This window comes from Pseudomonas sp. SO81, assembly GCF_030374125.1.
Classification (GTDB): Bacteria; Pseudomonadota; Gammaproteobacteria; order Pseudomonadales; family Pseudomonadaceae; genus Aquipseudomonas.
The window spans coordinates 2,731,907-2,758,128 of the sequence record NZ_CP126126.1 but is presented as its reverse complement, the minus strand read 5'-3'; the positions used below and the strand labels follow the sequence as shown (position 1 = coordinate 2,758,128).

Sequence of the window (26,222 nt, the reverse complement as noted above, 5' to 3'; positions counted from 1 at the left end):
GCTTGCGTGAAGGTCAGTCCTCGGCGCTGCGCACCGATTTCGGCGACAAACGCAGGCTGCGCAGGCTGCGCTTGACGCTCTTGAGGTGGTTGACCAGGTCCGGGCCGCGGGCCATGGCCACGCCCATGGCCAGCACGTCGATCACCACCAGGTGGGCGATGCGCGAGGTCAGCGGGGTGTAGATCTCGGTGTCTTCCTGCACGTCGATGGCCAGGTTGACGGTGGCCAGGTCGGCCAGTGGGGTCTGGCTCGGGCACAGGGTGATCAGCGTAGCGCCGGACTCGCGCACCAGGTTGGCGGTGATCAGCAGGTCCTTGGAGCGGCCGGACTGGGAGATGCAGATCGCCACGTCGTGGGGCTTCAGCGTCACCGCGCTCATCGCCTGCATATGCGGGTCAGAGTAGGCGGCGGCGGTCAGCAGCAGGCGGAAGAACTTGTGCTGGGCATCGGCGGCCACCGCACCGGAGGCGCCGAAACCGTAGAACTCGATGCGCTGGGCATTGGCGATGGCGTTGACGGCCCGCTCCAGCTCGCGCGGGTCGAGGCGCTCGCGCACCTCCATCAGGGTATGCAGGGTGGTGTCGAAGATCTTCATGCTGAAATCGGCCACCGAGTCGTTCTCGCTGATCGAGAACTGGCCGAAGCTGGCCCCCGCCGCCAGGCTCTGCGCCAGCTTCAGCTTGAGGTCCTGGAAGCCGCTGCAGCCGATGGCGCGACAGAAGCGCACGATGGTCGGCTCGCTGATGCCGACCTCGTGGGCCAGGTCGGCCATGGAGCTGTGCATCACTGCGGAAGGGTCCTGCAGGACGTGATCGGCGACCTTCAGTTCGGACTTGCGGAGCAGGTGACGGGACTGGGCGATATGCTGCAGAAGATTCACGGGCAGGGCTCTGTTGTCGGCTCGATGGAAACCGCGGCGGCGGGCAACTCTCCGACTCGCTGCGGTTTCACCCAGGCTGTTATGATCGGGGCTGTAGTGATCTTGTAGTTATACTACATGAACGCCCAACCCGCACAGGCAAACCGGCCGGAGGCCTCTCGTTGAACAGCCCTTGTGACATGCTGGTGTTTGGCGGTACCGGTGACCTGGCCCTGCACAAGCTGCTGCCGGCGCTCTACCACCTGCATCGCGACGGCCGCCTGAGCCCGGACATGCGCATCCTGGCGGTGGCGCGCAATCTGTTGAACCGCGCCGAGTACCAGGCCCTGGCCGAGCGCCGGGTCCGCGCCCAGGTGGCGCGCAGCGACTTCGACAACGACAGCTGGGCGGCCTTCGCCGCACGTCTCGACTACTTCACCATGGATCTGTCGCATACCGCCGAATTCGGCCGTCTCGGCAAGTTCCTCGGTGCCAGCGCCTGTAACCGCGGGCGCATCTACTACCTCGCCACCGCTCCCGACCTGTTCGAGGCCATCGCCGAAAACCTGGCCCTCGCCGGCCTGGCCGGCAGCGATACGCGCATCGTGCTGGAGAAGCCGATCGGCCATTCGCTAGAGTCGGCGCGCGAGATCAACGCCGCCATCGGCGCGGTGTTCAGCGAGGCCCAGGTGTTTCGCATCGACCACTACCTGGGCAAGGAGACGGTGCAGAACCTCATGGCGCTGCGCTTCGCCAACGCCCTGTTCGAGCCGATCTGGCGCGCCGGGCACATCGACCACGTGCAGATCAGCGTCAACGAGACCCTCGGCGTGGAGAATCGCGGCGCCTACTACGACCACGCCGGCGCCATGCGCGACATGGTGCAGAACCACCTGCTGCAGCTGCTCTGCCTGGTGGCGATGGAGGCGCCGGTGCGCTTCGACGCCGAGTCGGTGCGCAACGAGAAGGTGAAGATCCTCGAGGCGCTCAAGCCCATCGCCGGCCTCGACGTGCACGACAAGACCGTGCGCGGCCAGTACGTGGCCGGCAAGATCGGCGGCCAGGAAGTGCCGGCCTACTACTTCGAGAAACACGTCGACAACGACAGCGACACCGAGACCTTCGTCGCCCTGCAGGCGGAGATCGACAACTGGCGCTGGGCCGGCGTGCCGTTCTACCTGCGCACCGGCAAGCGCATGGCGAAGAAGCGCTCGGAGATCGTCATCCAGTTCAAGCCGGTACCGCACCGCCTGTTCGACGGCAGCCAGGCCAACCGCCTGGTCATCAGCCTGCAGCCGGAGGAGCGCATCACCCTGCAACTGATGGGCAAGAGCCCGGGCAAGGGCATGCGCCTGACGCCGATGGAGCTGGACCTGAACCTGGCCCGGGTATTCCCGCAGAAGCGCCGCTGGGACGCCTACGAGCGCCTGCTGCTGGACGTGATCGAGGGCGACTCGACGCTATTTATGCGCCGCGACGAAGTAGAAGCGGCCTGGGCCTGGGTCGACCCGATCCTCAAGGGCTGGCAGGACAACTACCAGGACCCGCGCCCCTACCCCGCCGGCAGCAACGGCCCGGAGCAGGCCAACACCCTGCTGGAACTGGCCGGGCGCGAGTGGGAAGACTGAGCAGCATCGACCTTTCCCCCTGAGGCGAGCTCACGTGCTCCACGCCCCCTCTCCCCTTGGGAGAGGGCCGGGGTGAGGGTCGTGTAGCTACTCTGACGATCCCAGCTCACTCTCGTAGGGCGGGTGAAACCCGCGCCTAACACCTGCGCAACTCCTTGCGCACCCGCCTAACCGCGCCCCTCTCAGCAACGCCCCAGAGCCCGATTCACGGGCCTCCGACTCCCTGCGCAACCCCCTGCACAGCCCTGCGCCAGATATTGCACAACCTTCCGTGACGTCCCGCACAAGGCGCCTCCCGGGTTTCTTCTAGCCGCGCTGCAACCTCCGCCACGCCTGGCCCGCAGCCCTCTGGCACGCCCCTTGTACTCCTCCAGGCTCCCGGACCTTACCGGTCTCGTCTCATAGCAAGGAGAGCACCATGCCAACACCCGCGTACATGACCCTCGAAGGCACCAAGCAAGGCCTGATCACCGCTGGCACCTTCACCGAGGACTCGGTCGGCAACATCTTCCAGGAAGGTCACGAGGACCAGATCCTGGTCCAGGGCTTCAACCACCAGGTCATCATCCCGCGCGACCCGCAGTCCGGCCAGCCGACCGGCCAGCGCGTGCACAAGCCGCTGATGATCACCAAGGTGTTCGACAAGGCCTCGCCGCTGATCTTCAACTCCCTGACCTCCGGTGAGCGTCTGTCCAAGTGCCGTCTGGAGTGGTTCCGTACCTCCTCCACCGGTACCCAGGAGCACTACTTCACCATCGAGCTGGAAGACGCCGTGATCGTCGACGTGCAGTCGCGCATGCCCAACTGCCAGGACCCGGCCATGGCCCACTTCACCCACCTGGAAGACGTCTACTTCACCTACCGCAAGATCGTCTGGACCCACGAAGTGTCCGGCACTTCCGGCTCCGACGACTGGCGTTCGCCGATCTCGGCCTAAGGCCGCAGGCGACCGGCGGCACGCGGTTTTGCGCCACGCATCACCGCGCCCCGCCGCCGTCTCGCCGACAATGCCCGGGCTCGCAGGTAAGCGAGCCGCCCCATCGGCCAGCACTCCTGGCCGATGCCCTTTCGGCAGAAGGAACAACGGATGTTCGCCCCCGCCAACCAGACGCATTTCAGCCTGAGCCTGCCCGGCGTCGAGCACGACCTGCAGGTCCTCGAGTTCACCGGCCATGAGGCACTCAGCCAGCCCTTCGTGTTCGAGGTCACCCTGGTCAGCCAGCGCCCGGACCTGGACCTCGAAGCCCTGCTCGGCCAACCGGCCTTTCTCACCCTGGATGCGCAGGGCAACGGCATCCACGCCCAGGTGCACGCCTGCGCCCAGGGCGACTCCGGCCAGCGCCTGACCCGCTGCCACCTGACCCTGCGTCCGCAGCTGGCCTGGCTCGGCCACCGCATCAACCAGCGCACCTTCCAGCACCTGACGGTGCCGCAGATCGTCGCCCAGGTGCTGAGCGAGCACGGCATCCTCGAAGGCAGCGGTCAGCGCTTCCAGCTCGGCGGCACTTATCCTGCTCGCGACTACTGCGTGCAGTACGACGAATCCGACCTGCACTTCATCCAGCGCCTGTGCGAGGAAGAAGGCATCCATTACCACTTCCAGCACAGGCCCGACGGCCATGTGCTGGTGTTCGGCGACGACCAGACCGGTTTTCCCAAGCTCGCCCCCACCGCCTACCAGCAGGACTCTGGCCTGGTGGCGGACGACCCGGTGATCAAGCGCTTCGCCCTGCGCCTGGCCACCCGCACCAGCCGCGTCACCCGCCGCGACTACGACTTCGAGAAACCGCGCCTGCAGCTGGAGGCCGCGCACAAGGGTGAGGCCAAGCCGGACCTGGAAGACTACGACTACCCCGGCCGCTTCACCGAGCGCGGCCGCGGCAAGCACTTGTCTCAGCGCGCCCTGGAGCGCCATCGCAGCGACCACCAGCTGGCCGAAGGCGAAAGCGATCAGCCGCTGCTGCGCAGCGGTCACTTCCTCGACCTGTCCGCCCATCCGCGCGCGGACTGGAACCAGCTGTGGTTACTCAATGAAGTGCACCACGAGGGCAAGCAGCCCCAGGTGCTGGAAGAGTCCATCACCAGCTTTATCGGCGGGCGCAAGGAAGACGGACAAGCCGACGACGGCTTCAACCAGGGCTACCGCAACCGCTTCAGCGCCACGCCCTGGGACACCCCCTGGCGTCCGCCGCTGGACCACCCCAAGCCGCGCATCCTCGGCAGCCAGAGCGCCGTGGTCACCGGTCCCAAGGGCGAAGAGATCCACTGCGACCAATACGGTCGGGTCAAGGTGCAGTTCCACTGGGACCGCGAAGGCCAGGCCGACGACACCACCAGTTGCTGGCTGCGCGTTAGCTCCAGCTGGGCCGGCGACCGCTACGGCGGCATCGCCATCCCGCGCATCGGCATGGAGGTGCTGGTCACTTTCCTAGAAGGCGATCCCGACCAGCCCTTGGTCACCGGCTGCCTGTACCACAAGGAACATGTGGTCCCGTACGACCTGCCGGCGAACAAGACCAGAACCGTATTCAAGACTCTCAGCTCACCAGGCGGTGGCGGCTACAACGAGCTGCGCATCGAGGACCGCAAGGGCCAGGAGCAGATCTATATCCACGCCCAGAAGGACTGGGACGAGAACGTCGAGCACGACCAGAAGATCCGCATCGGCCACGAGCGCCACGACACCGTCGAGGCCAACAGCTACACCGAGCTCAAGGCCAAGGAGCACCGCACCACCCACCAGGATCGCAAGACCGAGATCCGCGCCAATGACCACCTGACCGTGGCCACCAACCAGCATGTGAAGCTGGGCACGGGGCAGTTTGTCGAGGCGGGCAACGAGATCCACTACTACGCCGGCAGCAAGGTAGTCATCGACGCCGGCATGGAACTCACCGCCAAGGGCGGCGGCAGCTGGCTCAAGCTTGACCCCAGCGGCGTGACCCTCAGCGGCGCGACGATCAAGATGAACTCCGGCGGTGCGCCGGGTGCTGGTAGCGGCATCGCCGTCCTGCGGCCGGGTGCACTTATGCAGGCCGATGCCGACAAGGCAGGCGCCCTGTTGACCCCGGCGCAGATCCAGACACTCAAGCGCAACGCGCCTTTCTGCGAGGAGTGCGAGAAGTGCAAGGGAGGCGCCTGTGCCATCTGAAGCGATCTCGGTCCGGGATTGGCTGGAGGCGGAGTGGAGGGAAGGGCAGCGTCTCTATGTAGTGATGGGCAACGCCAGCGAAGCCAATCCGCTGCAGGCCTACTACCAGCAGGACAGCGTCAGCCTGCCGCGACCGATCTGGAGCGACACGCCCTACGCCGGCTGGCAGGAAGTCATGCCATACCTGGGTGAGCTGCAGCTCGACAGCAGCTTTTTCGACTGGGTGGACGAAGCCCCCAGCCAGGACTGGGGCTGGCTGGCGCTCTCCGTTCATGAACCCGACCTTGTCCTCGACCACCTGCGCAGCCTGACTCAGGTGTTTATGCCTGACGGCACCGAGGTGTTCTTCCGCCACTGGGACGGTAGCCATCTGCTGCCGATCCTGTACCACCTGGGCGATGCAGCGGGTGAGCTGCTACCGGTATTTGATCACCTGCTGATCAACGGCCAGGCCCTGAGCATCGCAACCAGCACACCGCCAGTCCCGCGCGACTATCCCTGGTGGCAGGTTCCCCAGGTGCTGGCCAAGGTACTCACCGAGGAAAACCCATCCACCCTGGTCGACAACCTGATGCAGTGGTTGCTGGAAGAGCACGCCGAACTCTATTTCGCCGTGCCTCAGAAGAACCTGCGGCACAAGGTCGAGCGCTTCGTGCGCCGCACCCCCCTCACGGAAGACAACTACAGCGGGCGGCTACGAGCCCACCTGGAACACGAGGTCACCCCATGAGCTTTGTGATCGGCTCCCTGATCGGCCACCTGAACGCCAAGCAGCCCAATGTTCAGGACATTCTCAAGCAGTTCCGTACCTGCCTGAACGACTATCGGGACGTCAGCGAAGCCTGGTACGGCGGCGTTCTCGACGCCGAGCAGCAGTTCAAGGTCGGCGACGAGGTCGATACCCAGGACAAGGACGACAAGGACCCAGCCACCCTCTACGCCACCTGCCCGGCCAACGGCAAGCTGACCCTGGTGCACAGCTTCGAGGCGGCGCGCTTCGTCCCAATCGGCAATACCCTGGCCCGCGTCGTGCCGGTGGAGGACGGGCGCTTCTTCGGCAAGAACGAGATCGCCAAGGCCATCGACGTCACCATCGGGCCGAGCGGCATCAAGGAAGTCACCGGCTGCATCCCTCACCAGCAGTACAAGGTCACCTTCTTCCCCAACCCGACCCGCGCGCAGATCGACACCCTGTTCAACTCCTATCAGGGCGTGATCGGCCAGCTGGAAGGCTGGCTGAAAGGCCAATGGGAAAGCCAGTTCCTGCCGCTATGGCGCGCGCATGATTCGGCCAGCATGACCGGAAAGCTCCTGCAGGAGCTGGAGGCGGCATGGAAGGGATTGGTCAAGGTCATCATGGGGCTCTGGGAAGACATCAAGTCGCTGTATGACCTGGTCGCCCATCCCCGCGAGAACTATCAGAAGCTGCGCAAGTTCTTCACCGAAGAAGAGATCAAGCGCATCTACAACGCCTCCAAGGAAGGGTTGGAAACCGCCCTGCTGATTGCCAGCGACGAGCCCTTGTTGTGGATCTACGTCGCCGCGATCGTGGCCTGGGCCAGCATGCTACCGCCGCAGACCTGCACCGAAGTGCTGGCCGAGCTGACCGGCGAGGTGCTGCTCAACATCCTGCTCGGCGTGGTGCTCACCGGTGGTATCGGACTGGCCGTGCGCGTCAGCACCAAGGCTCTGAGTGCCGCCAAGAATGGCGGACGTGTGCTCAAGCTGATCGAAGACTTCACCGCAATGCTGATGAAGTTCAGCAGAGGTCATGCAGCGCCGCATGCCAGTTCGTCCAAGCCGCTCTTAGCCCACGGCAGTGGAGCTATGCAGCCGACGCGCAAAGCCACGCTGAAGATCGATCCGCCTACTCCGGCGCAAAGCGCACAACCTCCGGCCAAACCGGCGAGACGCCGGAGCGCAGGAAAAGCCGATGAGGCACGCAGCCAAACGGCCTCCAGCGGCGCCGCCGGGAAGACAGGCGCCTCTCAAATAGAACCGGATGCCACCGTCTATCCGCGCAAGAAGCCGAAAAGCGCCACCTCACTCAAACAGGTCGAGCCGGTGGACGATGTCTCCACACCGTCCAAGACTCCCAGTGACAAGGCCGCGGATCAGGCCGACAAGACCTGCACCGACAAATGCCCTGTATCGATGGTCACAGGCGAGGAGCTGCTCACCCTTACCGACGGTACCCTGGAAGGCGTGCTGCCCTTCGCCTGGGACAGGCTGTATCGCACCAGCGCCGCGGAACTGGATTGCGGCCTGGGTTACGGTTGGAGCCACAGCCTGGCCCAGCGCCTGGAGCTGGATGGCGATCAACTGGTCTGGACCGATCACGAGAATCGCCGCACCAGTTTCCCCATGCCCAGCGAGCAGCGCCCGGCCATCACCAATCGCCTGTCCCGCGCCGCCATCTACCTCGGCCAGGATCCCGCCGAACTGATCCTGGCACAGGCCGGCAAGACACCGCGCTTCTACCACTTCCGCCGCGATGCCCGAGGCGGCTATCTGATCGCCATCAGCGATGCCTATGGCAACCGCCTGGGCCTGAGTCGCGACCTGGTCGGCCGTCCGCAACGTCTCAGCGGCGCCGGACGCGCCCTGCTGCTGCGCTACAAGGGCAGCCATATCGTCGCCGTCGACTACCAGATCCAGCGGCCTGCCGAGAACGAGGAAGCCAGCTGGCAGAGCGTGCAGACGCTGGTTCGCTATCAGTACAACGAACGCGACCAACTGATTGCGGCCAGCAACGCCTTGGGCGAGACCGAGCACTATCGCTACGACCAGGACAACGTAATTCTCGAACGCCAACTGGCCGGCGGGGCAGCCTTCTACTGGGAATGGCAGGGCCAGGGCAAGCAGGCTCGTTGCGTGCATCACTGGGCCAACTTCGGCCAGATGGACGCCCGCTACGTCTGGGACGACAAAGGCAGCGTCACCGTCGTCAACGCCGATGGCAGCGAAGAAACCTACGTCCACGACCAGAACGCGCGCCTGGTGCGCCAGGTCGACCCGGATGGTGCCGAGACTCTCCGGGCCTACGACGACAAGGGCCAGCTGATCGCCGAGCAGAGCCCGCTCGGTGCGATCACCGAATACCGCTACGACGAGGCCGGTCGCCTGGAAACGCGAATCCCGGCGGAGGGCGAGGCGGTCCATTACAGCTACTTCGACGGCCAGGTGCGCAGCGTGCGACGTGGCATGGCGACCTGGAAGTACGAGCGCAACGCCCAGGGCGACATCACCGAGCAGATCGACCCGCTCGGCCAGAGCACTCACTATCGCTATGACGCCCGCGGCCGCCTGCTGGAGATCCGCCACCCGGACGGCAGTCAGCACCTACTGGTGTGGAACGCCCAAGGCGAGCTGATCGAGGAACAGCTGCCTGGTGCAGGCACCCGCCGCTATCGGTACGACGCATTCGGCCGCCAGATCACCCGGCAGGACGAGCACGGTGCACTGACCCAGTACCAGTGGGACGCGGCCAATCGCCTGACCCAAGTGACTCTGCCCGGCGGTGGCTCCCGCGCCTATAGCTACAACGCCTACGGCAAGGTCACCAGCGAACGCGACGAGCAGGGCCGCATCACTCGCTATGAGTACGCTGACGGCCTGCACCTGGTCAGCCGCCGCATCAACCCTGACGGCAGCCAGCTGCGCTATCGCTATGACAACGCACGCCTGCTGCTCACCGATATTGAGAACGAGCGCGGCGAACACTATCGCCTGGACTACCACCCCAATGGGCTGATCAGCCAGGAGACCGGCTTCGACGGGCGCAAGACGGCCTACCGCTACGACCTCGCCGGCCACCTGATCGAGAAGAAGGAGTTCGCCGAAGACGGCAGTGAGCGGATCACCGCCTATCAGCGCGACAGTGCGGGACGCCTGCTGGTCAAGACTCTGCCCGATGGCGAGCAGATTCACTACGCCTACGATGGCCTGGGCCGCCTGGTCAGTGTCGACGACGGGCAATGGCCGCTAGCTTACTCCTACGACTTGCGTGACCGTCTGATCGAGGAACACCAGGGCTGGGCCACCCTACGCTACGAGTACGACGCCCTCGGCCAGCTCGGCCACTGTCGCCTGCCCGATGGCAGCCGTCTGGACTACCGCTACCGTCCGGGCGGTGAGCTGGAAGGCATCGACCTCAACGGCCAGCCACTGACCCGTCACCAGTTCGAGCGGGGGCGCGAGCGCTACCGGCGCCAGGGGGCGCTGCTCAGCGAATACGACTACGACGACCAAGGCCGGCTACAGGCCCATCGGGTACGCAGCGATCATCGTCAACTGCTGCAACGCCAGTACCGTTATGACGACAGCGGAAACCTCTCCGCCATCGAGGACTCGCGCAAGGGCAATCGCAGCTTCCACTACGACCCGCTGGATCGCCTGGTGGCGGTACGCGGTGACCTGCCGGAGAGCTTCGCCCATGACCCAGCCGGCACCCTGCTGGCGCAGAACGGCGCCGCGCCGGAAGGCCTGGCCAACGTCAAGGGCAACCGCCTGCTGATGCAGGGCGACAGCCACTACGACTACGACGCCTTCGGCAACTTGGTGCGTGAGCGGCGCGGAGCGGGACAGCGGCTGGTCACCGAATACCGCTACGACAGCCAACACCGCCTGATCGCCGCCAGCCTGCCGGATGGTCGCCAGGTCCAGTACCGCTACGACGCCTTTGGCCGACGCATCGCCAAGACAGTGGATGGCCAGACCACCGAGTTCCTCTGGCAGGGCGAGCGCCTGATCGCCGAAAGCGGCCCGGCGCACTACCGCAGCTATGTCTACGAACCCGGCACCTTCCGCCCACTGGCGCTGCTGCAGGGTGAGAGTGAAGCCACCGAGCCCTTCTACTACCAGCTCGACCACCTGGGGACCCCGCAAGAGCTGACCAGTACCGGCGGACAGATTCTCTGGTCGGTGAAGTACCGTGCATACGGCAGCCTGGCCAAGATAGAGGTCGCGGAGGTCGACAATCCGCTGCGCTTCCAAGGCCAGTATTTCGACGCCGAGACGGGGCTGCATTACAACCGGCATCGGTACTACAACCCCGGCACGGGATCGTTCCTGACACCAGATCCGATCAAGCTGGCTGGCGGGCTGAATAACTACCAGTACGTGCCCAATCCGACGGGGTGGGTGGACCCACTCGGCCTGCATACAACACCAGGACAGTGCCCCCCAACTGACCAAGATGCGACCAGCCCACCAACCGTGGACGAGCAAGCACCATCTTCTCCCATTCCTGAGCGTGGCTACCACAATGAGGTATATGGGGCGCATCCCGTAAAGCCACAAGACGCAACAGGCAAATGGGATGAGTTTTTAGGTCCTGGCCCGCATACAAATATCCATCCTAGAACTGGCCAGCCAGATCCGGACAGAATCGTCTCCGCCGATGGTAAACGAAGTATTCGCTACGGCGATCATGAAATGACTAGCAAGCCAACGAAACATCATTATCATGAAGAAACGTGGACACTTGATCTACAAAACAATGTAATGAACGTTGACAATACAGTGATCCGAGTACCACTACCCAAGAGTCAACCATGAGAATTCAAATAGAAAAAATTTCGCACTTCGGCTCAGATCTATTCGTGGACTTCGTTTCCCCCTTAGGGGGTGGGGCATCGGTGGCTTGGGCAGGGCCCGAACCTAAAGAAAAAGAGTCATACGAAGTAGAGATGAATATTGATGATGATTTTATATGGGGAGAAAGTGCTTGGGAGTCCGATGAAGCCTCCAACATTACCTCTCTGAACAATAACATTCTCAGTATTTCCGCAGAGCTTCTTCAGTATGACCACGACGGCTGCGCCGCCATTAGTCTCGGTGGATCTATAATATTAATAGAAATATCCGGAATACCACACCCCTATCCAAGATCAATAAAACTGGAGTCAGCACACGTCAAATTATATCCCATTAACATATAATTCCAGCAACTGCGAACACAGAGAGACCACTAACCTTCAAGCGCCCTAAGATAACATTGATATCTCAGGTGGTATCACCATCATCCAACGCTGAACAAGGGAACTCTAAATCAATATCCTTTCATTATTGCAGGGCAGAGTAGACTTCGATGAACTCAGCTCCGTTATTTCTTTAAGTGGAGAAACATTAGACCCAGACTGCTTAAAAGAGGACATGCTGCAAGTGCTTTATAATAATGGGTACCTTCTCGATGTTGGATGGTATCCCTCATTTGATCCCTCCGGCTGCTTCCAGATCCGCGTAATTAGCAAATTCGACTGGGAAAATCCCACACATATTTTCAGCGCGAAGTCCCACAAAGAATTGATAGACAGAATCTCAACCGCACAAAATATGATTTTGAGCTCAATATAATTGCGACCACGGCACTTAGTTTCTCTTACGCAACCACAACGAGCACACAACGCTCAGCTGCTCTGGGTCAATACCTGAAATCTTTCCTCCTGCCACCCTCTGCGCTTATCCCTATGCAAGCGCAGCCATGTCCCCGCTCCAATCCCCCGAACTGCTCTCCCCCGCCGGCACCCTCAAGGCCATGCGCTACGCCTTCGCCTATGGCGCCGATGCCGTTTACGCGGGGCAACCGCGCTACAGCCTGCGGGTACGCAACAACGAGTTCGACCACGCCAACCTGAACATCGGCATCGCCGAGGCGCATGCCCAGGGCAAGCGCTTCTATGTGGTGGTCAACATCGCGCCGCATAACGCCAAGCTGAAGACCTTCCTCAGGGATCTGGAGCCGGTAGTGGCCATGGGGCCGGATGCGCTGATCATGTCCGACCCGGGACTGATCATGCTGGTGCGCGAGCACTTTCCCGCGATGCCGGTGCACCTGTCGGTGCAGGCCAATGCGGTGAACTGGGCCAGCGTGGAGTTCTGGCGCCGTCAGGGGCTGAGCCGGGTAATCCTGTCCCGCGAGTTGGCGCTGGAGGAGATAGCGGAGATCCGCCAGCAGGTGCCAAGCATGGAGCTGGAGGTGTTCGTCCATGGCGCCTTGTGCATGGCCTACTCAGGACGCTGTCTGCTTTCTGGATACATCAATAAGCGCGATCCCAATCAGGGCAGCTGCACCAATGCCTGCCGCTGGCAATACCAGGCCCATGAGGGTCGGGAGAACGAGCTGGGCGGTATCGTCCGCGGCTGCTCGCCGACACTCGGCGAGGGCCTGCCGACCGAGCGCACTTTCCTGCTGGAGGATGCCACTCGGCCAGGCGAGCTGATGGAAGCCTTCGAGGACGAGCATGGCACCTACATCATGAACTCCAAGGACCTGCGCGCCGTGCAACATGTCCAGCGCCTGCTGCAGATGGGCGTGCACTCGCTGAAGATTGAGGGCCGTACCAAGAGCCATTTCTATGTGGCACGCACGGCCCAAGTGTATCGCCGGGCCATCGACGATGCCGTGGCCGGGCGGCCGTTCGATCTTAGCCTGATGGACGATCTCGAATCCGTGGCCAACCGCGGCTACACCGAGGGCTTCCTACGCCGCCACGTACACGACGAATATCAGAACTACCAGCGCGGCAATTCGCTGTCGGAGCGCCAGCAGTTCGTCGGTGAGTTCACGGGCGAGCGGCGGGGCGAACTGGCCGAGGTGCGGGTGAAGAATCGTTTCGCCATCGGCGACCGCCTGGAACTGATGACCCCGCGCGGCAACCGCAGCTTCCTGCTGAACCGTCTGGAAAAGGGCGACGGCACGGCGACCGACATCGCGCCGGGCGACGGCCATATCGTCTACCTGCCGCTAGCGGCGGATATCGACCTGAATCACGCCCTGCTGCTGCGCTTCAACACATCTCCGCCTGCGCCCTGAGCAGCTCGGCGAAGCGCTCGGCGGGTACCGGCGGGCTGATCAGGAAGCCCTGGATCTCGTCGCAGTGCTGGGCCTTGAGGAAGTCCATCTGCGCCTGGGTCTCCACGCCTTCGGCCACCACCTTGAGCTCCAGGCCGTGGGCCATGGCGATGATCGCGCGGGTGATCGCCGCATCCTCGCCGCCGGCGGAGAGGTCGCGGACGAAGGTCTGGTCGATCTTCACGTAGTCCACCGGGAAGCGCTTGAGGTAGCTGAGCGAGGAATAGCCGGTGCCGAAGTCGTCGATCGCCAGCTTCACACCCAGGTCGCGCAGCTGCTGGAAGGTGGCAATGACATTCTCCACGTTGTCCAGCAGGTGGCTCTCGGTCAGTTCCAGTTCCAGCAGACGCGGCGGCAGGCCGGTCTCGTCGAGCACCTGGCGCACCAGGCCGATCAGGTTGCCCTGGCGCAGCTGATGCACCGACAGGTTGACCGACACCCGCAGGTCGGCCAGGCCCTGGCGCTGCCATTCACGCGCCTGCAGGCAGGCCTGGCGCAGGACGAACTCGCCGATCGGCGCGATCAGCCCGGTTTCCTCGGCCAGCGGAATGAACTCGCCGGGCGGCACCAGGCCCAAGGCCGGATGGCGCCAGCGCACCAGTGCCTCCGCCGCGTTGAGGCTGTCGTCGACCAGGCACAGCTTGGGCTGGTAGAACACCTCCAGCTGACCATCCTCGATGCCCTTGCGCAGCTGGGTTTCCAGCTGCAGGCGTTCCAGGGTGCAGGCCTGCAGATTGTCGGTGTAGAACTGGAAAGTATTGCCGCCCAGGTGCTTGGCATGCTGCATGGCCATGCCGGCCTGGCTGATCAGCGCCGAGATTTCCCGCGCGTTGTCCGGCAGCAGGCTGATGCCGATCGAGGCGCTGATGACCAGCTCGTGGCCGCCCACGTCCATAGGCGTGCGCAGCTTGCTCAACAGACGGCTGGCGGTGCGCGCCAGGGCCGAGAGGCTGCCGTAGTCGTCGAGCAGGATGGCGAACTCGTCGCCGGCCAGGCGTGCCACGGTATCGGCCTCCGGTGCGGCCTGGATCAGGCGGCGCGCCATCTGTCGCAGCAGCTGGTCGGCCACTTCATGGCCGAGGCTGTCGTTGAGCAGCTTGAAGCGGTCCAGGTCGATGTGCAGCAGGGCCAGGCGCGATTCGTCCTGGCGCGAGCGCTCGCCGGCCTCGTGCAGGCGCTCGCGGAACAGGCTGCGGTTGGCCAGGCCGGTGAGCTCGTCGTAGTGCGACAGATAGCGCAGGCGCTCCTCGGTCTGCCGGCGCTGCGACAGGTCGGAGAAGAAGCCGACGATATGGCTGACGCGACCACGGCCGTCGCGCACCACGTTGAGTTGCAGCCACTGCGGGTACAGCTCGCCGTTCTTGCGCGTCTCGGTCAGCTCGCCACGCCAGCTGCCGTGGCGCTCCAGCTCCTGGCGGATCAGCTGGTACTGGCGGCGGGCGTCGCGGCTGCTGATCAGGGTCGCCACACTGCGTCCGAGCACTTCTTCCTTGCGGTAGCCGGTGACCTCGCTGAAGGCCTGGTTGACCGACAGCAGCAGGTAGTCGGCATCGAGGATGACGATGCCCTCGCTGGTGGCCTCGAACACGGTGGCGGCCAGGCGATGCTCCTCGTCCTGGCGCTTGCGTTCGGTGATGTCGCGGCGGGTGCCGAGCATGCGCACCACCTGGCCCTGGGCGTTGCGCTCCACGGCGCGGCCGCGGTCCTCGACCCACAGCCAGCGGCCGTCGGCGTGGCGCACCCGGTATTCCACGCAGTAGCCGTCGGTACGGCCCTTGAGGTGTTCGACCAAGGCCCGGCGCAGTAGCGGCAGATCGTCCGGGTGCAGGCGCGGCTTGAGGTGGCTGAGCACACCCTTCACCTCCTCCTGGCTGATGCCGAAGATGCTTTCCAGGTGGCTGTGGTGCACCTCGTCGGTCTGCAGATCCCAGTCCCACAGGCCCAGCTCGCTGGCCTCCAGGGCCAAGGCCAGACGCGCCTCGCTCTTGCCCAGGGCGTGGCTGGCGTCATCCAGCTCCAGGGTGCGCTGAGCCACGCGAATCTCCAGATCGCCATGGGCCTTGCGCAGCTCGCGTTCGGCGCGGCGACGCTGCTCCACTTCGCGGGCCAGTTCCTGATTGAGGCCTTCGGCGCTCTCGCGGGCATGCTCCAGGCGCTCGATCAGCGCCTGGTTCTGGAAGCGCCGCAGCAGGCTGGCCTGCACCAGGCGATTGACCTGCCAGGCCACCACGCAGAGGCTCAGCAGCATCAGCAGGCCGAGCGCGCCCCAGGCCTGCTGGCGGGCGTTGTCGCTGAGCAGCAGATAGACGATGGAGGGCACCAGGCACGGCAGGGCGAACGCCAGGAAGGCCGCGCGGCTGACCGCATAGGCCACGCTGGCGGAGAGGATCGCCGCGGCGATCAGGCCATAGACTAGGGCCTGCAACAGGAAGCGGTCGGCGGGCACCAGGAAGATCGCGGCGCAGGCCAGGGTCAGGCCGGACAACCCGGCGCCCACCAGGAACACCCGGCGCCAGTGCGGGTTGGCCTGGCGCGACGGCAGCGCGCTGTTGAAGGCGGTCATCTGGATCAGGCGCAGCACCGCCAGCAACACCACCCACACCAGCCAGCCGGCCAACAGCAGACCGCCCTGTGGCTGCCAGAGCAGGCCGGCACAGGCCAGGGCGCTGAGCAGCATGAAGAAGGTGGGAACCTGGGAGCCTTGATACAGCAGACGAGTCCGCTCCACCGCGATCTCGGTGGCGAACTGCTGATGGATGGCGCGCGACTCCTCCGCCACCACGTTGGCAGAGGCGCCTCGAAGAGACTGGGTCATAGGCGATGTTCTTGTAATGGGATGCCTGACTTTTCCCGAGCATACCCGAGCTAGAGGGGCTGCCCAAGTCCGATGATGGCTTTTTACCAGCTCGGCGCGATAGATGGCGAACATTTGTTCACTGACATCGACAGAGCCCGCTGGCGATCTCGCGAGTTAGAGCGCAGCAGGCTCTCGCCCGTCCGCCCGCGGTTTGCCGCCCCCCTACCCGGCCCGTAGAATGCCGCGATGCAGAACAATCCCGCCTTCGACCCAGAACTCCTCCTCGCCTCCCTCAACGATGCGCAATGCCAGGCCGTGGCCGCCCCGCTCGGCCGCCAGCTGGTGCTGGCCGGCGCCGGCTCGGGCAAGACCCGCGTGCTGGTGCACCGCATCGCCTACCTGATCCAGTTTCTCGGTGCCTCGCCGTACAGCATCCTGTCGGTGACCTTCACCAACAAGGCCGCGGCCGAGATGCGCCAGCGCATCGAGCAGATGCTCGGCCTCAGCCCCAGCGGCATGTGGGTCGGCACCTTCCACGGCCTGGCCCACCGCATCCTGCGCGCGCACTGGCAGGAAGCCGGGCTGGCGGAGAACTTCCAGATTCTCGACTCCGACGACCAGCAGCGCCTGGTCAAGCGGGTGATCCGCGAGCTGGGCCTGGACGAACAGCGCTGGCCGGCCAAGCAGGCCCAGTGGTTCATCAACGGGCAGAAGGACGAGGGCCTGCGGCCGAAGAACATCCAGCCCGGCGGTGACCTGTTCCTCGCCACCATGCTGAAGATCTACGAGGCGTATGAGGCCGCCTGCGCGCGCACCGGGGTGATCGACTTCGCCGAGCTGCTGCTGCGCGCCCTGGATCTGTGGCGCGACAAGCCGGACCTGCTGGCGCACTACCAGAAGCGCTTCAAGCACATCCTGGTCGACGAATTCCAGGACACCAACGCCGTGCAGTACGCCTGGCTACGCTTCCTCGCCAAGGGTGGCGAGAGCCTGATGGTGGTGGGCGACGACGACCAGTCGATCTACGGCTGGCGCGGCGCGCGGATCGAGAACATCCAGCAGTTCTCCAGCGACTTCCCGGATACCCAGATGATCCGCCTGGAGCAGAACTACCGCTCCACCGCCGGCATCCTCAAGGCGGCCAACGCCCTGATCGCCAACAACAACGGGCGTCTGGGCAAGGAGCTATGGACCGACGGCAGCGACGGCGAGCCGATCAGCCTGTACGCCGCCTTCAACGAACACGACGAGGCCCGCTACGTGGTCGAGTCGATCGAGGCGGCCCTGCGCAAGGACGGCCTCAAGCGCAGCGAGATTGCCATTCTCTACCGCTCCAACGCCCAGTCGCGGGTGTTGGAAGAGGCCCTGCTGCGCGAACGCATCCCCTACCGCATCTACGGCGGCCAGCGCTTCTTCGAGCGCGCCGAGATCAAGAACGCCGTAGCCTACCTGCGCCTGCTCGACGGCCGCCACAACGACGCCGCGCTGGAGCGGGTGATCAACGTGCCAACCCGCGGCGTCGGCGAGAAGACCGTCGAGGCCATTCGCGAGCACGCGCGCCATGCCGACCTGTCGATGTGGGCGGCGATGCAGCAGCTGATCGCTAACAAGGGCCTGACCGGCCGCGCCGCCACCGCCCTGAGCGGTTTCGTCGAGCTGGTCGAGAACCTCGCGGCCAAGGTGCTGGACATGCCCCTGCACCTGATCACCCAGACCGTCATCGAGCAGAGCGGGCTGATCGCCTGGCACCAGGCCGAGAAGGGCGAGAAGGCCCAGGCCCGGGTGGAGAACCTCGAGGAACTGGTCAGCGCCGCGCGCAACTTCGAGAACAACGAAGACGACGAGCTGTCACCCCTGGCCGCCTTCCTCACCCATGCCTCGCTGGAAGCCGGCGACGCCCAGGCCGAGGAGCACGAGGACTGCGTGCAGCTGATGACCCTGCACAGCGCCAAGGGTCTGGAGTTCCCGCTGGTGTTCCTGGTCGGCATGGAAGAAGGCCTGTTCCCGCACAAGATGAGCCTGGAGGAGCCCGGCCGTCTCGAGGAGGAGCGCCGCCTGGCCTATGTCGGCGTGACCCGCGCCATGCAGAACCTGGTGCTGACCTACGCCGAGACCCGCCGCCTGTACGGCAGCGAGACCTACAACAAGGTCTCGCGCTTCGTCCGCGAGATTCCACCGGCGCTGATCCAGGAAGTGCGCCTGAGCAACAGCGTCAGCCGTCCCTACGCGGCGCCCAGCCGCAGCATGAGCGGCGGCTCGATATTCGCCGGCGCGGCCGTGCCGGAGACGCCCTTCAGCCTCGGCCAGGCCGTGCGCCACAGCCTGTTCGGCGAGGGCGTGATCCTCAACTTCGAAGGCAGCGGCGCCCAGGCGCGGGTGCAGGTCAACTTCGCCAGCGAAGGCAGCAAGTGGCTGATGCTGGCCTACGCCAAGCTGGAAGCGATGTAAGCAGATTCACTCACAAGGAAGAACCAGATGAATGCAAGGAAGCTGCTGGCCGGGCTGTCGCTCGGCCTGTTCTGCCACACCATCCAGGCCGGCGAGCCGATTGCCGATCTCGACAAGTTCGAGGCCGCCTATATCGCCTGTATCGAAGATGAAGAGGCATTTGCCAACAGATGCCTGAATGACCTCTTCAAACCCCACAACCTGCCCTGGTTCAAGCCAACCAGTGACTTGAAAGAGACTGAGACAACCTTAAAAAGGTGGCTCGGCACAGGCGTGTACAAGGTGCACCCCATCACCCGCAAGAATGCGGCGGACCTGTATCAACGGCGCTGGTATTTGATCGAGAAAGAGGACGGGGGCCTGATGCAACTGACCGTGCGCTTCCGCTCCGTCAAAGGCCAGTGGTACTACGTCGACCTGAGCTTCACCAACGATAAAAAGGATCTCGGCCCGATCACTTTAGATTCAACCGCCCCTTGGTAGAGCTACCCCGCTCGTCAGTCCTGTGCCAGCAGCCGCGCAGGCTGTCCATACTGTCGAGCGGAGGTAATCCGCATGCCCCGCTCGACGCCAACCGCCGACAAGATCCTCGATACCGCCCTCGACCTGGCCGAAACCTGCGGCTGGGAACGCCTGCATCTGCATGACGTGGCCGCGGCGCTGGACTGCGACCTCGGCGCCATCGCCCGGCATTACCGGCAGAAGGACGATCTGGTCGAGGCCTGGCTGGATCGCGCCGACCAGGCGCTGTTCGAGCGCGCCAAGGGCGCCGATCTCGCCGCCCTGAGCGCCAGCAAGCGCCTGGAAGAACTACACATGGCCTGGCTGGCCGGCATGGCCGCGCACCGTGCGCTGACCGGGCAGATGTTGCTGTACAAGCTGGAGCTCGGCCATATCCACCTGCAGGCCGGCGCCCTGCTGCGGGTCAGCCGTACCGTGCAGTGGTGGCGCGAGGCGGCGCGGCGGCAGAACCTGCACCTGTCACGTGTGGCCGAGGAAAGCCTGCTCAGTGCGGCCTTCCTGCGCAGCTTCGTGCACTGGCTGCGCCACCCCGAGGAGAACGAGGCCGACCAGCGGGCCCTGCTTCGCCGCCTGTTGCGTTGCGGGCCGCTGGGCTGGCTGTTGCGCTAGACGGAGCGGGTCGGAGCGGCCGCACATAAATTCGGAAACATTCTGCGACTGGCCAGGGTCCCAACACTGCGGCAGCATGGCGCGCGAATCACAACCTCAGCGGGATTACCCCTCATGCAGCGTTTTCTCAGCATCACCCTGGCCCTGTGCCTGGGTCTGACCCTCAGCCTCGACGCCAGCGCCGCCAAGCGCATGGGCGGCGGCAAATCGTTCGGCTCCGCGCCGACCCACCAGACCCGCCAGGCGGATGCGCCCAAGGCCAGCCAGCCGGCCGCCACCAACAGCACCGCCGCTGCTGGCCGCCCCGCCAGCGGTGCCTCGCGCTGGCTCGGCCCGCTGGCCGGCATCGCCGCCGGTGGCCTGCTCGCCTCGATGTTCATGGGCGACGGCTTCCAGGGCATGCAGATCTTCGACTTCCTGATCATCGGCCTGATCGCCTTCGTCATCTTCCGTCTTCTGGCCGCCCGTCGGCAGCGCCAGGCGCACGGCCAACCCGCCGGCGCCGGTGCGCCGTTCCAGCGCCAGATGCCGCAACAGCAGCCGATCTTCGGTGGTTCCGCAGCGGCGCGCCCGGCCTTCAACGCCCCGGCCTGGTTCGACGAGCAGCGCTTCGTCAACGCCGGCCGCGAGCACTTCCTAGCCCTGCAGCAGCACTGGGACGCGTCCGACATGGACAAGATCGCCGAGTTCGTCACCCCGCAGATGCTCAGCTTCCTCAAGGAAGAGCGCGCCAGCATGGGCGATGGCTACCAGTCCACCTACATCGATGACCTGGAAGTGCAGCTGGACGGCATCGACGAGCTGGCCGACAAGGCCGTGGCCACCCTGACCTTCCGCGGCGTGGCCAAGACCTCGCGCTTCGACCAGGGCGAGCCCTTCAGCGAAAGCTGGCGCATGGAGCGCGCCACGGGCGACAACCAGCCGTGGCTGGTCGCCGGCATCCGCCAGAACGGCTGATCCCATCGCGTAGCGAAGAACCCGGGCCAGTCCCGGGTTTTTTCTGCCCGCACGGCTGCTAGAGTGCCGCCAGATCACAGCAAGGAAGCGGCTATGCGCACCCTGTTCCTGGATACCGAATTCACCAACCTCACGGCCGACTACCGGCTGATCAGCCTGGCCCTGGTCGATACGGCTGGCGCCGAGTTCTACGTGGAGCTGAACGATGGCTGGAGCCTGGCCGACTGCTCCACCTTCGTCCACGAGATCGTCCTGCCGCAGCTGGACCTGGGCCGCCATGGCCGCAGCCGCACGGAGGCCGCCAATGCGTTGCGCACCTTTCTCGCCGGCGATGGCGAGGTGGAGATCGTCAGCGACGCCCTGGCCTGGGACTGGCCACTGCTGCTCGAACTGCTCGGCCCCGGTGGCCCGCCCGAGCATGTCCGCTGCCGCGAGGACGCCGAGCTGCTCAGTGATCTGGACGAGGCCACCATCCCCCACCACGCCCTGCTCGACGCGCGCCTGATGAGCGGCGCCGCACAGCGCCGCCAACAGAAACGTTAACCAGCACGCACCCCGTCGATTCGCCACACCAGCGTCATCGTTCCGTCTTCTTTGCTCGCTAGCGTCATGGCTCCGCCGCAACTCCTCAGCAGAAGGAACCGAACCGTGAGCCTCGATGACCAGAACGCCGTGCTGTTTGGCAGCGGCGATGAACTCCCCAGCAACCATTCCAGCAACCCGCACATGAGCGAGCTGATCGACCAGCGTCGCCGACAAATCCTCGCCGGTGGCGTGGCCGTCGGCGCGCTCGGCTTCCTCGGCGTGCTGCCGCAGGCAGTCGAGGCGGCCGAGCAGAGCGCTAAGGGTGCCAGGCACGGCTGGGGCAAGCGCAACCGCCTGCCCTTCGACGCCCTGCCGGTGGGCCGCGCCGACAGCATCACGGTGCCTGCCGGCTACCGCGCCAGCGTCTGCGTGCCTTGGGGCACGCCGATCAGCGGGCGCTTCCCGGCCTTCCTCGAAGACGCCAGCAACAGCGCCCAGGACCAGGCCGAGCAGGTCGGCATGCACCACGACGGCATGCACTTCTTCCCCATCGACGGCCGCCATGGTGGCGGTCGCCGCTCCAACCACGGCCTGCTGGTGTTCAACAACGAGTACATCGACGCGCCGCTGCTGCACCCCAACGGCCCAACCACGGTCAACGGCCTGCGTACCGTGGCCGACGAAGTGCGCAAGGAAATCAACGCCCACGGCGTGACCATCGTCGAGATCCGCCGCGACCGCTTCGGCGACTGGCAGGTGGTGCCCGGCCGTTACAACCGCCGCGTCACCGCCGCCACGCCGATGCAGATGGTCGGCCCGGCCCGCGGCCACGCGCTGCTCAAGACCCTGCACAGCCCCAACGGCACCGCCAGCCGAGGCACCCAGAACAACTGCTCGAACGGCTACACGCCTTGGGGCACCTACCTCACCTGCGAGGAGAACTGGGCCGGCTACTTCGCCACGCGCGATGCGGAGCTGCCGCGCGAGCTGAAGCGCTACGGCCTGCGCAGCACCAGCCGCTTCGGTTGGGAGACCCTGCCCGGCGACGAGTTCCAGCGTTTCGACGCCACCCGCAAGGCAGCCGACGCCAGCGGCGACTATCGCAACGAGCCCAACCATTTCGGCTGGATCGTCGAGATCGATCCCTTCGACCCGGACTCCACCCCGGTCAAGCACAGCGCCCTCGGCCGCTTCGCCCATGAAGGCCTGATCTTCGCCCCGGTGCAGGCCGGACGCCCGCTGGTGTGCTACTCCGGCGACGACTCGCAGAACGAGTACATCTACAAGTACGTCAGCCGTGGCAAGTACCTGCCGCTGCTGCGCCAGCCCGGTCGCCTGCTCGACGAGGGCACCCTCTACGTGGCGCGCTTCAATGCCGACGGCAGCGGCGACTGGCTGGCCCTGGACCTGCGCGACAAGGCCTTCCAGGCCGCCTGCGCCGCCGCCGGGATGAGCTTCGCCGACCAGGGCGAGGTGCTGATCAACACCCGCCTGGCCGCCGACATCGCCGGCGCCACCAAGATGGACCGCCCGGAGTGGGGCGCGGTCAACCCGGACAACGGCGAGGTCTACTTCACCCTCACCAACAACAGCTCGCGCACCGTGGCGGACGCCGCCAACCCGCGCGCGGCCAACCCCTACGGGCACATCATCCGCTGGCGCGAAGACCGCCGCGACCACGCCGGCAAGCGCTTCAACTGGGACATCTTCCTGCTCGCCGGGCCGCAATCCGACAGCCGCGGCCCCAACGGCCAGCCTCTCGACGACGCCAGCATCCTGGCCAGCCCGGACGGCCTGTGGTTCGACCCGGACGGGCGCCTGTGGATCCAGACCGACATGAGCGGCAGCCAACTGGCCAGCGGCCCGTTCGGCCACAACCAGATGCTGGTGGCCGACCCGCGCACGGGCGAGATCAAGCGCTTCCTGATCGGCCCGATCGGCGCCGAGGTCACCGGCATCAGCGCCACGCCGGACTTCCGCACCCTGTTCGTCAACATCCAGCACCCGGGCGAAGGCTCTACCGCCAGCAACCTGCTCAGCACCTGGCCGGACGGCCCGGGACGCCGCCCGCGCTCGGCCACCGTGGTGATCACCCGCGAAGACGGCAAGCGCCTGATGTAACGCCGCTCCGCACCAAAGAAACCCGGGCAAGCCCGGGTTTCTTTTGCCTCGCGCTTCCCCTCACCCGCCGCACAGGGTAAAACGCGCCTGCAATCGGCTACCCTCTAGCCGAATCCGCTTGCCAGGAGACGCCCCGTGGAAGAAGTCATCGATCAACTGCGCGAACTCAACGAGCCGGTGCCGGTGCCGCTGGAGCTGCCGGAAGAGGAGACCCTGGTGGAGATCCAGGAGCAGCTTCTCATCCACCTGCCGTTCGAGCTGCGCGAATACCTGCTCAAGGTCAGCGACGTGGTCTACGGCCGCCTGGAGCCGGTGACCGCCAGCGACCCGCACTCGCACACCTACCTCCCCGAAGTCGCCTCGGTGGCCTGGGACCGCGGCCTGCCGCGCGATCTGGTGCCGCTGTGCCAGGACGGCCGCGACTACTACGCGGTGGACGTGGAAGGCACTGTCTGGCTGTGGGACGGCAGCGAGGGCGAGCTGACCGACGAGAGCTGGGACTCGGTCTGGCACTGGTGCCGCGACGTGTGGCTGGAGAGCTGAGCCGGCCGGCTGACGACCACCGCCGCCACGCTGGAAGCCGCCCTGGCCATGGGCTTAACTGGCAACCTGTGCACCCCAGGGACTCAGGGCAATGGCCAAGATCACTTCCCGCCTGCTAGCCGCCGCTCTCGCGGGCCTCGCCGTCGGCGGCGGCCTGTGGCTGGGCCTGGCCAGCTCCGAGCCGGTCACCGACACATCGTCCACCGCAGCAACGGCGCCGAATCCGGCCAGCGGTGAACGTGCTGACGCGCCCTCACTCGACCCGAGCGCCCAGCGGGCACTGCTCGACTCCCCCGCGGTGCAGGACTACCAGGCCCGCCTGCAGTTCGGCGCCGACTACCAGGGCTTCATCAAGTCCGCCGCCGACCTCGACGAGGCGCAGCGCCGCCAGCGCGCGGCGGCCCTGGCCAAGGAGATCGACCGGCGCGAGGCGGCAGGCGAGCTGGCATTGAGCGAGGCGTTGTTGCTGCAGGTCGGCCTGGCCCAGGCCGAGGGCGGCGACGAGGAAGCGCAGAAGGCCCGGGCCGATGCTCTGGTCGCCCGCTACCAGGCGCTCAGCCAGGAGCGCGAAGCACGCAACAAAACTCCGCATGCACGCTTCACCCAATACAAGTCCGACGAGAAGCGCATCGTCGACGAGGTGCTGGGCATGGACAGCATTCCCGACGGCCTGAGCCGCGACCAGTACCTGCGCCAGCGCCTGCAGGAGGCGCGGGAGCAGGCGTATCAATAAGCCCTAGAGCAGTTGATCGAGGATGTAATAGAGCAGATTGAACGGCTTGGCCTTGTCCGCCGCGTCGCTGCTCTCCGAGGCCGACAGCACGGTGCCGCTGCCCTCCAGCAGATTGTTGACGAAGTGGTCGAGCTGCAGGTTCTGCTCCTGCACATCCGAGTTGGCGAACTCGATGATGCTGGTGCAGTGGCTCTCGTTCACCGCCCGGTACTGCGGGAAGTAGCCGCCAAAGTTGCCCAGGTTGGTCAGCTGGCCGCGCAGGCGCTCGGTATCCACCGCCCACTTGGCGTGGATCAGCGCCTCCTTGGTGGCGGCATCCGGCGCGTTGATGATGTCCGGATGGAAGCGCTCGTAGGAGTAGGACGAGTAGTTGAGGTCCTGCCAGAAGTGGGTGTGGCCCAGGCGATCACCCGGCAGGTTGCTCGACAGCGCCGAATAGAGGCTGCCCAGGTCGGCGCCATCGAGCCCCGGCAGACGGCTCTGCAGGTAGGGCACCGGCCCCTCGTTGAGGCCCCAGGCCGCGCGGATATAGTCCTGCAGCGGTCGCGACGGGTACTGGGCGATATCGCTGCCGGGCGGTGCGCTGAACACCGGGCCGGAGTCGTCGAGGAGGAAGCCGCGGGTCGGCTCCATGTCCTGGCGGATGCCCACATAGTTGGTCAGGCTGCCGGCGCCGCCGGCACTGCACCCGGTGGTGAGCAGCTGGGCCGGGCGCGGCAGGTTGTTCTTCAGCCAGGCCACCACCGCGCGGGTATTGCGCAGGCCGTTGTGGTGCCAGATCAGCGGCGGCTTCTGGTTCAGCGGATCTTGGTACACCGCCACCTTGTCGCCGGAGTAGATGTCGCCGGTGCAGTAGGGCACGTAGACCATGTTCCAGTTCTGCGGCTTGGTCCGCGTCCAGGGGTGCAGGCGCACCACCAGCGGGCTGACCAGGCTGGCGCCGGGGTTGAGCAGGCTCATGTAGTCGTCGGGGATGCCGTCAGGGTTGCGCGCCCCGCGGATGCCGCTCTGCCCGGTGCAGCTGGCGTAGTCCCAGCAGGCGCCGCCACCCTCCAGGTAGATGATGGTGTTGGTGGTGTTCGGCACGCGGTTGACGAAGAACTTGTAGGGCGAGCCGTTGCCGCATACCGCGCCGGTCTGCGGCGCCAGCTGCACGGTCTGCCAGCCGTAGTAGTTGCCGGGCTTGAAACCGGAGTTGAAGCCGCCGGGGTTGTTCAGCAGCGGATAGGGGCCGAGGCCCTGTTCGGGGGTGACCTTGTTGTCCGCCGGCGGCGGCATGGTCAGGTTGAGCAGGGTCTTCCAGAAGCTGTAATCACCCAGTTCGGCGTGGGCCGGGGTGGCCAGCAGGGCCATGACGCACAGGCAGCAGGTCAGCAAGGCAGACTTCATCAGCGTGTCCTCGTCTTGTTCTTGTTGTACGAGCACGGACTACTGCCGGACGCCTCCATGCTGCGCGATGGTCCCGCGTGCGGGA

Annotated in this window: 18 protein-coding genes; 15 read left to right on the top strand and 3 right to left on the bottom strand. The window is 65.4% G+C overall.

The window, feature by feature from the left end; all coding sequences use genetic code 11:
- Window positions 1–13: 13 nt before the first annotated feature.
- Window positions 14–880, bottom strand: a complete 867-nt coding sequence (hexR, locus tag OH686_RS12805) for a transcriptional regulator HexR (RefSeq protein ID WP_137974501.1) — start codon at window positions 878–880, stop codon at window positions 14–16.
- A 179-nt stretch (window positions 881–1,059) separates the two neighbouring features.
- On the opposite strand from hexR, the gene zwf reads away from it, so the two are divergent.
- The 7 genes from zwf to trhP all read left to right on the top strand — a co-directional run bounded on the left by zwf (window position 1,060) and on the right by trhP (window position 13,454).
- Window positions 1,060–2,487 carry a glucose-6-phosphate dehydrogenase gene (gene zwf / locus OH686_RS12800; RefSeq protein ID WP_289538950.1) on the top strand — a complete coding sequence of 476 codons (1,428 nt, stop codon included), beginning with the start codon at window positions 1,060–1,062 and terminating at the stop codon, window positions 2,485–2,487.
- Between the two features lie 418 nt (window positions 2,488–2,905).
- Window positions 2,906–3,424, top strand: a complete 519-nt coding sequence (locus OH686_RS12795) for an Hcp family type VI secretion system effector (protein ID WP_137974499.1) — start codon at window positions 2,906–2,908, stop codon at window positions 3,422–3,424.
- 150 nt (window positions 3,425–3,574) lie between these two features.
- Window positions 3,575–5,638 carry a type VI secretion system Vgr family protein gene (locus OH686_RS12790; RefSeq protein ID WP_289533019.1) on the top strand — a complete coding sequence of 688 codons (2,064 nt, stop codon included), beginning with the start codon at window positions 3,575–3,577 and terminating at the stop codon, window positions 5,636–5,638.
- On the top strand, window positions 5,628–6,368 hold the full coding sequence (locus tag OH686_RS12785; protein WP_289533017.1) for a DUF4123 domain-containing protein: 741 nt from the start codon (window positions 5,628–5,630) through the stop codon (window positions 6,366–6,368). Before OH686_RS12790 ends, OH686_RS12785 begins: the two co-directional genes overlap by 11 nt.
- Window positions 6,365–11,197: an RHS repeat-associated core domain-containing protein gene (locus OH686_RS12780; RefSeq protein WP_289533016.1), complete on the top strand. Its 4,833-nt coding sequence runs from the start codon at window positions 6,365–6,367 to the stop codon at window positions 11,195–11,197. Before OH686_RS12785 ends, OH686_RS12780 begins: the two co-directional genes overlap by 4 nt.
- Window positions 11,194–11,580, top strand: coding sequence for a hypothetical protein (locus OH686_RS12775; protein WP_289533015.1), 387 nt, complete (start codon window positions 11,194–11,196; stop codon window positions 11,578–11,580). Before OH686_RS12780 ends, OH686_RS12775 begins: the two co-directional genes overlap by 4 nt.
- 542 nt (window positions 11,581–12,122) lie before the next feature.
- The gene (trhP, locus tag OH686_RS12770) at window positions 12,123–13,454 is read left to right on the top strand and encodes a prephenate-dependent tRNA uridine(34) hydroxylase TrhP (protein ID WP_289533012.1); all 1,332 of its coding nucleotides are present in this window, start codon (window positions 12,123–12,125) and stop codon (window positions 13,452–13,454) included.
- Here trhP and OH686_RS12765 read toward each other — a convergent pair.
- A complete protein-coding gene (locus OH686_RS12765; protein WP_289533010.1) occupies window positions 13,429–16,308 on the bottom strand; it encodes a GGDEF and EAL domain-containing protein in 2,880 nt (959 codons plus the stop codon). The two genes, trhP and OH686_RS12765, sit on opposite strands and share 26 nt — an antisense overlap.
- Before the next feature lie 228 nt (window positions 16,309–16,536).
- Between OH686_RS12765 and uvrD the strand changes: the two genes are divergently transcribed.
- From uvrD to OH686_RS12725, 8 genes are all read left to right on the top strand, one after another.
- A complete protein-coding gene (gene uvrD / locus OH686_RS12760) occupies window positions 16,537–18,738 on the top strand; it encodes a DNA helicase II (RefSeq protein WP_289533008.1) in 2,202 nt (733 codons plus the stop codon).
- Between the two features lie 27 nt (window positions 18,739–18,765).
- The gene (locus tag OH686_RS12755; RefSeq protein WP_289533006.1) at window positions 18,766–19,221 is read left to right on the top strand and encodes a hypothetical protein; all 456 of its coding nucleotides are present in this window, start codon (window positions 18,766–18,768) and stop codon (window positions 19,219–19,221) included.
- A gap of 72 nt (window positions 19,222–19,293) precedes the next feature.
- On the top strand, window positions 19,294–19,869 hold the full coding sequence (locus OH686_RS12750; protein ID WP_289533004.1) for a TetR/AcrR family transcriptional regulator: 576 nt from the start codon (window positions 19,294–19,296) through the stop codon (window positions 19,867–19,869).
- A 114-nt stretch (window positions 19,870–19,983) separates the two neighbouring features.
- A complete protein-coding gene (locus tag OH686_RS12745; protein ID WP_289533003.1) occupies window positions 19,984–20,826 on the top strand; it encodes a Tim44 domain-containing protein in 843 nt (280 codons plus the stop codon).
- A gap of 93 nt (window positions 20,827–20,919) precedes the next feature.
- A complete protein-coding gene (locus OH686_RS12740) occupies window positions 20,920–21,369 on the top strand; it encodes a 3'-5' exoribonuclease (RefSeq protein ID WP_289533001.1) in 450 nt (149 codons plus the stop codon).
- A gap of 105 nt (window positions 21,370–21,474) precedes the next feature.
- A complete protein-coding gene (locus OH686_RS12735; RefSeq protein WP_289533000.1) occupies window positions 21,475–23,472 on the top strand; it encodes a PhoX family protein in 1,998 nt (665 codons plus the stop codon).
- 135 nt (window positions 23,473–23,607) lie between these two features.
- Window positions 23,608–24,015: an SMI1/KNR4 family protein gene (locus OH686_RS12730; RefSeq protein ID WP_137973991.1), complete on the top strand. Its 408-nt coding sequence runs from the start codon at window positions 23,608–23,610 to the stop codon at window positions 24,013–24,015.
- 91 nt (window positions 24,016–24,106) lie between these two features.
- The gene (locus tag OH686_RS12725) at window positions 24,107–24,748 is read left to right on the top strand and encodes a hypothetical protein (RefSeq protein ID WP_289532999.1); all 642 of its coding nucleotides are present in this window, start codon (window positions 24,107–24,109) and stop codon (window positions 24,746–24,748) included.
- Window positions 24,749–24,751: 3 nt separating this feature from the next.
- Here the strand turns inward: OH686_RS12725 and OH686_RS12720 are convergent, their stop codons facing one another.
- Window positions 24,752–26,137, bottom strand: coding sequence for a pectin acetylesterase-family hydrolase (locus OH686_RS12720; protein ID WP_289532998.1), 1,386 nt, complete (start codon window positions 26,135–26,137; stop codon window positions 24,752–24,754).
- Between the last annotated feature and the right edge of the window lie 85 nt (window positions 26,138–26,222).